Annotated in this window: 11 protein-coding genes; 4 read left to right on the top strand and 7 right to left on the bottom strand. The window is 62.8% G+C overall.

The genetic code is table 11. The annotated features are described in order from the left end of the window. The 3 genes from rpoN to ptsN all read left to right on the top strand — a co-directional run. The coding region (gene rpoN / locus EOA22_RS17340; RefSeq protein WP_127390110.1) for an RNA polymerase factor sigma-54 at window positions 1-954 on the top strand (954 nt) is incomplete at its 5' end. A 265-nt stretch (window positions 955-1,219) separates the two neighbouring features. Further along, window positions 1,220-1,804, top strand: a complete 585-nt coding sequence (gene raiA / locus EOA22_RS17335; RefSeq protein WP_013529588.1) for a ribosome-associated translation inhibitor RaiA — start codon at window positions 1,220-1,222, stop codon at window positions 1,802-1,804. A 121-nt stretch (window positions 1,805-1,925) separates the two neighbouring features. Beyond that, window positions 1,926-2,390: a PTS IIA-like nitrogen regulatory protein PtsN gene (ptsN, locus tag EOA22_RS17330; protein ID WP_013529589.1), complete on the top strand. Its 465-nt coding sequence runs from the start codon at window positions 1,926-1,928 to the stop codon at window positions 2,388-2,390. A 92-nt stretch (window positions 2,391-2,482) separates the two neighbouring features. Here the strand turns inward: ptsN and EOA22_RS17325 are convergent, their stop codons facing one another. Then, complete coding sequence (locus EOA22_RS17325; protein ID WP_013529590.1) at window positions 2,483-2,737, bottom strand: DUF1150 family protein; 255 nt, start codon at window positions 2,735-2,737, stop codon at window positions 2,483-2,485. Window positions 2,738-2,802: 65 nt separating this feature from the next. Then, window positions 2,803-3,228 carry an Hsp20 family protein gene (locus EOA22_RS17320; protein ID WP_013529591.1) on the bottom strand — a complete coding sequence of 142 codons (426 nt, stop codon included), beginning with the start codon at window positions 3,226-3,228 and terminating at the stop codon, window positions 2,803-2,805. Window positions 3,229-3,543: 315 nt separating this feature from the next. Between EOA22_RS17320 and EOA22_RS17315 the strand changes: the two genes are divergently transcribed. After that, entirely contained in the window at window positions 3,544-4,488 is a 945-nt protein-coding gene (locus EOA22_RS17315) for a nucleoside hydrolase (RefSeq protein ID WP_063170333.1), read from the top strand. 36 nt (window positions 4,489-4,524) lie between these two features. Here EOA22_RS17315 and EOA22_RS17310 read toward each other — a convergent pair whose 3' ends face one another. The 5 genes from EOA22_RS17310 to EOA22_RS17290 all read right to left on the bottom strand — a co-directional run. Continuing rightward, window positions 4,525-4,902, bottom strand: coding sequence for a hypothetical protein (locus EOA22_RS17310; RefSeq protein ID WP_063169006.1), 378 nt, complete (start codon window positions 4,900-4,902; stop codon window positions 4,525-4,527). A gap of 3 nt (window positions 4,903-4,905) precedes the next feature. Next, window positions 4,906-5,226 (bottom strand): hypothetical protein, encoded by a 321-nt coding sequence (locus EOA22_RS17305; RefSeq protein ID WP_013529594.1) that lies wholly within the window; start codon window positions 5,224-5,226, stop codon window positions 4,906-4,908. Between the two features lie 101 nt (window positions 5,227-5,327). After that, window positions 5,328-5,942 carry a LysE family translocator gene (locus tag EOA22_RS17300; RefSeq protein ID WP_013529595.1) on the bottom strand — a complete coding sequence of 205 codons (615 nt, stop codon included), beginning with the start codon at window positions 5,940-5,942 and terminating at the stop codon, window positions 5,328-5,330. Between the two features lie 112 nt (window positions 5,943-6,054). Then, window positions 6,055-7,503: an amidase gene (locus EOA22_RS17295; protein WP_063169005.1), complete on the bottom strand. Its 1,449-nt coding sequence runs from the start codon at window positions 7,501-7,503 to the stop codon at window positions 6,055-6,057. Between the two features lies 1 nt (window position 7,504). Continuing rightward, the coding region (locus EOA22_RS17290) for a ribokinase (RefSeq protein WP_164755580.1) at window positions 7,505-8,372 on the bottom strand (868 nt) is incomplete at its 5' end.

Here is an 8,372-nt window from a genome sequence, read left to right as displayed (position 1 = left end):
CTCGGTGCGGATGCCGCCGCCGTGGCGAAGGTGCTGGCGGTGTGTCAGACCTTCGAGCCGGCCGGCCTGTTTGCCCGCGACCTGGCCGAATGCCTGTCGCTGCAGCTTGCCGTGCGGAGCCGGCTCGATCCGGCGATGAAGGCGCTGGTCGCCAATCTCGAACTCCTGGCACGGCGCGATTTTCACGCATTGAAACGGATCTGCGGTGTCGACGAGGAGGATCTGCTCGACATGCTGGCCGAAATCCGGGCGCTCGATCCCCGGCCGGGCATGGCGTTTTCGGGCGGCGCCAGCGACGCGATCGTCGCCGATGTGGAGGTGCGCGCGGCCAATGACGGCAGCTGGACGGTCGAACTCAATGCCGAAACGCTGCCGCGGGTGTTGGTCGACCATATCTATTTCGCCCAGGTCTCTCCGCAGGCCAAGAACCAGGCGGAAAGGGATTTTCTGGCCGAATGCCTGCAGAACGCCAACTGGCTGACGCGCAGCCTCGACCAGCGGGCAAAGACCATCCTCAAGGTCGCCTCGGAAATCGTTCGCCAGCAGGACGCCTTCCTCGTCCATGGCGTGCGGCAGCTGAAGCCGCTCAATCTGCGCACTGTGGCCGACGCCATCGGCATGCACGAATCGACCGTCAGCCGGGTCACAGCCAATAAATACATGCTGACGCCGCGCGGCGTGTTCGAGCTTCGCTACTTCTTCACCGCCTCGATCGCCGCATCGGGCGGCGGCGATGCGCACTCCTCGGAAGCCGTGCGTGACCGCATCAAGCAGTTGATCGACGAGGAGAAGCCCGTCGACGTGCTTTCCGACGATGCAATCGTCGACATGTTGCGCGAAAGTGGCGTCGACATTGCAAGGCGTACGGTCGCCAAGTACCGGGAAGGCATGAATATCCCCTCCTCGGTGCAGCGCCGGCGCGAGAAACGTGCGATGGCCAGCGCCGGGCGCTGAGGCGGGTCGATTTTCCACAAGCCAGCACTTCATTGACAAGCCGCGGTGAACTGGCTAGAAGCCCGCCCGCATGAGACGGGCTAGATGCCCGCATGCGGATGGTCCGTCACGACGTTGGCCTCGGGACGGTCAAAGGGCGGCTTGTGATCAACCGGAAAGTCTGGATTTAAAATCGGCGCAAGTGACGCCGCAAAGCTTGTGCGCACGGATCACGAGTATAAACTCGGGCCAGTTTGAAGCCTGAGCAAGGAAGGTCAGTTTTCAGATGAATCTGCGCATATCGGGAAAACACATGGACATCGGCGATGCGTTTCGGACACGCATCAACGATCGTGTCGGCGAAGCGATCGGCAAATATTTCGATCGCGGCTTTGCCGGACATGTCACGGTCATCAAATCGGGTTCGCGCTATTCGGCGGATTGCATGATCCGGCTGGATTCCGGCGCTTCGCTGCAGGCCACCGGCGATGCCCAGGATCCGACGCTTGCCTTCGAGGCGGCGGCGGACCGTCTGGAAACCCGCCTGAGGCGCTACAAGCGCCGGCTGAAATCGCACAATTCGGGCGCCGCCAACGGCCAACCGACCGACATAGCCTACACGGTGATGGCGCCGCTTGCCGATGACGACGAGGACATTCCGGAGAATTTCGCGCCGGCCATCGTCGCCGAATCAACCATGACGCTGAAGACCATGTCGGTGGCGTCGGCGGTCATCGAGCTCGACACCAAGGACAGCCCGGTCTTCGTCTTCCGCAACGCGGGAACCGACCATCTCAACATCGTCTATCGCCGACCCGATGGAAATATCGGTTGGATCGACCCGTCGACGACCAAGGTCGCACAAGCGTGACGACAACGGTCGCACGGTGACGACAAGGGTCGCACGGTGACGACGAGGTCGCACTGGGATAAGAGCCGGCCGCACGAGGGGTGAGGACTGGTGACGGCAGGCGAACAAGGGATTTTCAAGCATGGATCTGAGCGATCTTATCAACGTTCCGGCGATATTGCCGGCGTTGAAGGCGAACTCCAAGAAGCAGCTGCTGCAATTGCTGTCCGAACGGGCGGCGGCGATTTCCGGCATTCCGGAGCGGGAGGTGTTCGACACCATCCTGCAGCGTGAGCGGCTGGGTTCGACCGGCGTCGGCAACGGCATCGCCATCCCGCACGGCAAGCTGGCCGGCGTGAAGCGCATCGCAGGTGTTTTCGCCCGGCTGGAGACGCCTGTCGATTTCGAATCGCTGGACGATCAGCCCGTCGATCTGGTGTTTCTGCTGCTGGCGCCGGAAGGGGCGGGTGCCGATCACCTCAAGGCACTGTCGCGCATCGCGCGAGTGCTGCGTGACGCCGACACGGTGGCCAAGATCAGGGGTACGCGCGACGCCGCGGCTATCCACGCGCTTTTATCGGACACCCAGGCCTCGCACGCGGCCTGATTTTTCTGGTGAGACGAACTTCAAGGGCCGCCACGGGCGGCCCTATGCGTTTGAGCCTGCTGGTCGCGCCTAACAGGGCGGCGCGCTGGGTCTTAGTGGATGGCGACCGTGGTCAGGTCGTTTTCCATGGCACCGGCCAGTGCGCGGTCACGCGCGTCGGAAAGCAGGATCGGCTGGCCATTGGCTGCAAACAGCGCCCACAGTTCCATGCCGGGAGCGATTTCGCCGAGATTGGGGAAACGGCCGAGCAATTCGTCGCTCGAGACCTTTCTGAGATAAGCGACCGAGCCCTCGCCGAGATGAGCGAATTCGCCATTGGTCATGGTGATAGTTTCAGTTCTGGTCATTTCAAAGCCTCCTTGGCGCGAGGACGCCGCTCAAGGCCATCCCGCATGAGAGCCATCGGTAAAGATCAGTCTTTCACCGATATGTTTATTTTCCGTACCAGCCGTTCGGACTCCGGCCGATCGAGGTCGATCGCCAAAAGGCCGTTCTTCAACTCCGCTGCGATCACCCGCATGCCGTCGGCCAGCACGAAACAGCGCTGGAACTGGCGCGCGGCGATGCCGCGATGAAGAAATTCGCGCTCGGTGTCGTCGGTCTGACGGCCGCGCACGACCAACTGGTTTTCCTCCGTGGTGACATCGAGATCGCTTTCGGCGAAACCGGCGACCGCCAATGTGATGCGCAACCTTTCGGTTTTGCCGTCGGCGCCGCTGAGGCGTTCGATGTTGTAGGGAGGGTAGCTGTCACCGGACTTCGCCAGGCGTTCCAGGGTCTTTTCCATGGCGTCGAAACCAAGCAGAAGCGGGCTGGAAAAGGGCGTCATTCGGCTCATGTTACACTGTCCTCTCAAGAGCGACATAAAGTGGAAAAACCCAGATGGCATTTTTCCCGATGGCCTTGATATGGTCCGCCCCGCGACCAAGTTCAAGCCGTCAACAGACCCGCCCAAAAAGACCAGGCCGTGGACTCACAGGAATGACAGACATGGCGCTTGAAACGGCGAGCAGATGCAAGGAAAAGCGCGCGGGTCGGGATTGTCTTCCCCGGTCGAGCGGTTCGGCCTGGCAGCTCGCGGCCGCTTCGGCGTCATTTGGATGTTCCGATCGGATCGATGCAAGTCCACGACCTCGCCAAACAAGGAATTGAAATGCCCCAGTCACGCAAGATCATCATCGACACGGATCCCGGCCAGGATGATGCCGTCGCCATATTGCTGGCGCTCGGCAGCTCCGAACTGGAGATCGTCGGCATATCAGCCGTTGCCGGCAACGTGCCGCTGAAGCTTACCGAAAAGAATGCCCGCAAGATCTGCGAGCTGGCCGGCCGCCCGGACATCAAGGTCTATGCCGGTGCCATCCGGCCCCTGACGCGCGAACTGGTCACCGCCGAGGAAGTGCATGGCAAGACCGGCCTCAACGGTCCGCAATTGCCCGAACCGACGATGAAGCTGCAGGACCAGTACGCGGTCGATTTCATCGTCGAGACGCTGATGAGCGAAGAAAGCGGCACGATCACGCTTTGCGCGCTCGGCCCGCTCACCAACATTGCGCTGGCGCTGATCCGCGAGCCGCGCATCGCACCGCGCATCAAGGAAATCGTGCTGATGGGCGGCGGCTTCTTCGAAGGCGGCAATGTCACACCGACCGCCGAATTCAACATCTATGTCGACCCGCAGGCCGCAGATGTCGTGCTCAAATCCGGCATTCCGATCGTCATGATGCCTCTCGACGTCACCCACAAGGCGCTGACCACCGCCAAGCGCACGCAGGCCTTCCGCGCGCTGGGCACCAGGGTCGGCACCGCCACCGCGGAGATGTTGGAGTTCTTCGAGCGCTTCGATGAAGAGAAATACGGCACCGACGGTGGCCCGCTGCACGATCCTTGCGTCATCGCCTATCTGTTGAAGCCGGACCTGTTCAAGGGCCGCAACTGCAACGTCAGCGTGGAAACCGCCTCGGAACTGACCATGGGCATGACCGTGATCGACTGGTGGGGCGTCACCAAACGGCCGAAGAACGCCATGGTGATGCGCGACATCGACCATGATGCGTTTTTCGCCTTGCTGGTGGAGAGGCTGGGGCGGCTTAACTGACCGTCAGAACAGAACTGAACTTGTGAGCACGCGTCTTCACTCATTGAGAAACCGATAGGTGTCTCCGCCGCGCTTATGATGTTGCCGCTCGATGGGGATGACCGAACCGACAAGGTGCGGCATCCCCACTTCATCATCGATGGATGTCACCGCGCTGTTGCCATCAAGGCGGACATCGTATGTGTAATACAGCCCGCGCCCGGCAGCCATCTTCGGATTGATGGGCATTAACCTCACATACTCGATAGTGCCCATCACACTCTGAGTTGCCACAACCGGATTGTCCTGGTTCATCGCAATCGGGATCAGCGCCGCCAGGGGCAGTGCGCAGAAGAATACGACACCAATGACTGCGTCTCGGTATTCTGCCTGAAACAGAAGCAGGCGGTTTCTGAGAGAAGATACTGTTGCCATGATTCAATTCACGAATCGGTAGAAGACGAAGCCATTGTCGCGCGTGACGCGTTCGATGTTTGTGCGCGAGCCGATCAGATGCGGGTGATCGTCATCGATAAGGACAGACGAACCGTTCTCGATAGAAACCAGATATATGCCGCGGCCATGGTCCAACCGGACACTTTCGACGTTTGCCTCGACTGTGTCGACCGATCGGATCGGGCTGGCGTCGTTGATCCATTTGTTTGCCGCCAACATGATCATAACCGCAAACGCACCAATAAAGAGGATCACGCCAGGCGCGTTCCTCTTCAAACCATCCCAAGTCCAAAAGACAGACATGAATCCCTCAAGCCAGATTCATGTGGTGGTGGGACAGCACACTTTCAATCTGTTGCCATTCCAGGGTGCTGCAACTCCTTGCGGCGCCGGCTCGGCCGCCTTTACTTCGACCGCGAAAACGCCAGCCACAGGCCGCCGCCGACCATGAAGCTGCCGCTGATCCTCGACAGGAGTTTGATGCGGCCGGCCGACAGCAGGCGCCCGGCGCGGCCGGCGGCCAGCGCGTAAGTCGAATCCGAGAAGGCGGCGAAGATCATGGCGGTCAGACCCATGACGGCGATCTGCAGCGAGTAGTTGCCTTGCGGCGAAATGAACTGCGGAAAGAAGGCGCCGAAGAAAATCAGCGTCTTGGGGTTGCTCAGCGCCACCAGCAGGCCCTGCAGGAAGAAGCCGCCGCGCGGCTTTCTCGCTGTTCCATCGGCATTCAACGTGCCCTTGGAGCGGAACATCTGCACACCCATCCAGATCAGATAGGCCGCGCCGATCAGTCGTACCCACTCGAACCAGTGGCCCATGCCTGCGATCAGCGTGTTGAGGCCGATGCCGACGATGGCGATCATCACGGCAAGCCCGGCCTGCGTGCCGGCGACGTTGGCGAGGCCGGCGCGCGAGCCATGGCGGATGCTGTTGGCAATGATCAGCGTGACCGTCGGACCGGGCACCAGGATAATGACGATGCAAGCGAGGACATAGGCGGCGTAGAGTTCGAGCGACATGCTTTTTCCCCAGGAATACCGCCGAGGCGGCGCGGCTGAGGATAATCAATGCATGGCGGCGATAGCGATGCAAGCCGGTGCGCGAAGCGCCGCGGCCGCCAACGCGTGCGATTCAGGCGCCGGCCGGCCAGGGCAGTGTTGCCTCATAGGCGGCCGCCGCCTTGAGCACGGCAAGGTCGCCGCGTGGCCGGCCGATCAGCTGCATGCCCATCGGCCGCCCTCTATCGTCGAAGCCGACCGGCACATTGGCCGCCGGGCAGCCGCCCAAGGTCGCGAAGGCGGAAACCTGCATCCAGCGGTGATAGCTGTCCATTGTGCGTCCGGCGACCTCACGCGGCCAATGCGTATCGATGTCGAAGGGGAAGACCTGCGCTGTCGGCAGCGCAATCAGATCATAGCGGTCGAAGATCGACAGCAGCGTGCGATGCCAGGACGTGCGGATGACCGAAGCGGCGCGGATCTGCGGCGCCGTCAGCCGCGTTGCGTTCTCCACTTCCCAGATGGCTTCCGGCTTGAGCAGGCGGCGCTTCGCGGGATCGTCATAGTGGGTTTTGAGCGCGCAGCCGCTGCTGGCCTGGCGCAGCGTCACGAAGGCCTGCCACAGCGCTTCGAAATCGAAATCCGGCAGCAGGGGCTCGGTCGCGAAGGACGCTTCCGCAAAGCGGCCAAGTGCCGCCTCGCACAGGCCGAGAACGCCTGTTTCAACCGGCAGATGACCGCCGAGATCACCGAGCCAGGCGATGCGGCCACCAGTTGCGGGTATTCCAAGCCCTTCGAGGAACGAGCCGGGTTTCTCGTAGGACAATGGCGCGTGCGGGTGGTAACCGGCCTGCACATCGAGCAGCAGTGCCATGTCACGGACGTTGCGGCCCATCGGCCCGTCGACGCCCATCTGCGCATGGAAGACTTCGAAATCGGGTCCGCCGGGAACAAGTCCTTGCGACGGGCGGAAGCCAAAAACATTGTTCCAGGCGGCCGGGTTGCGCAGCGAGCCGCCAAAGTCGCTGCCATCGGCGACGGGCACCATGTCGAGCGCCAGGGCAACGGCCGCGCCGCCGCTCGAGCCTCCGGCGGTCAGGGCCGGATCGAAGGCGTTCAGCGTCGGCCCGAACACGGCGTTGTAGGTGTTGGAACCAAGCCCGAATTCGGGGACGTTGGTCTTGCCGATGATAATGGCGCCGGCATTGCGGATGCGCTCGACGAAGAAATCGTCCTCCTGCGGCACGAAATCGGCGAAGATCGGCGAGCCGAAAGAGGTCCTGAGGCCCGTGGTCGAGGCGAGGTCCTTGATGGCCATCGGCAGGCCGAAGAGCGGGTTGGTTTTGGCTCGCGTTGGGCTGGCATCGGCCGCATCGGCTTCGCGCAGGATATCGGCGCGATCGCGCAAGGAGACGATGGCGTTGACCAGCGGATTGACCGCCTCGATGCGGTCGAGGAATGCCGCCACCACCTCGCGCACGCAAAGCTCCCTCTCCCGGATCGCGCCGGCGAGTTCGACTGCGGACAGGCGGCAGATGTCGCCTGCCGGTGGCACGGCATGTTTTGTTTGAGGACGCAGCATTTTAATGGGTTTCCTGCAGCGCCTGATCGACGTCTTTGGCGAGCGGGATCGCCGGTTGGGCGCCAGGTTTCAGGCAGGCCAGCGAGCCGGCCGCGCCGGCGCGCGCCAGCGCCTGTTCGAGCGTGAGGCCCGACGACAGGCTGGCGGCGAAATAGCCGCAGAACGTATCGCCGGCGCCGACCGTGTCGACGGGGACGATCTTGCGCGCAGCAACGGCCAGGAACTCGGTCGGTGTCGCCGCCATCACGCCATCGCCGCCGAGCGTGACGACGACGGTGCGGCCGGTCTTTCCGGCAAAGTCGCGCATGCGCACCGCCCGATCGCGGCCTTGCAGCGACAGCGCTTCGCCATACAGGTCGAACTCGGTTTCGTTGGCGACGACATAGTCGGCCTTGCCGAGAAAGCCGGCTGCTTGCGCCTGGAAAGGTGCTGTGTTGAGCACCGTGATGGCGCCGGCCGCCCTTGCCTGGTCGAGGGCGGCATCGACGGTGGCCAGCGGAATCTCATTTTGCAGCAGCACGACGTCGCCTTTTTTCAGAAAGGCCTTGGAGAGATCGCCGGGCACCACGGAAGCGTTGGCGCCCGGCACCACGGCGATGATGTTCTCGCCGTCGTCGGCGACCATGATCAGTGCCGTGCCGGTCGAGGCGTGAGTCTCGGCAACGCCGGACAGGTCGACCTTGCCGTCGCGCAGCAATGCCAGTGCCTCGGCGGCGAAGCTGTCCCTGCCGACGGCGCCGACCATGCGCACCGAGGCGCCGGCGCGTGCGGCGGCCAGGGCCTGGTTGGCGCCCTTGCCCCCGGGCGCGGTGGTGAAGGCCGAGCCGCCCACCGTCTCGCCGGGGCTCGGCAAGCGGTCGACCTTTGCG

This window comes from Mesorhizobium sp. M7A.F.Ca.US.014.04.1.1 (assembly GCF_003998745.1).
GTDB classification, from domain to species: domain Bacteria; phylum Pseudomonadota; class Alphaproteobacteria; order Rhizobiales; family Rhizobiaceae; genus Mesorhizobium; species Mesorhizobium ciceri.
The sequence above is the reverse complement of the archived record's forward strand: the minus strand, read 5'-3'. Positions and strand labels throughout refer to the sequence as shown.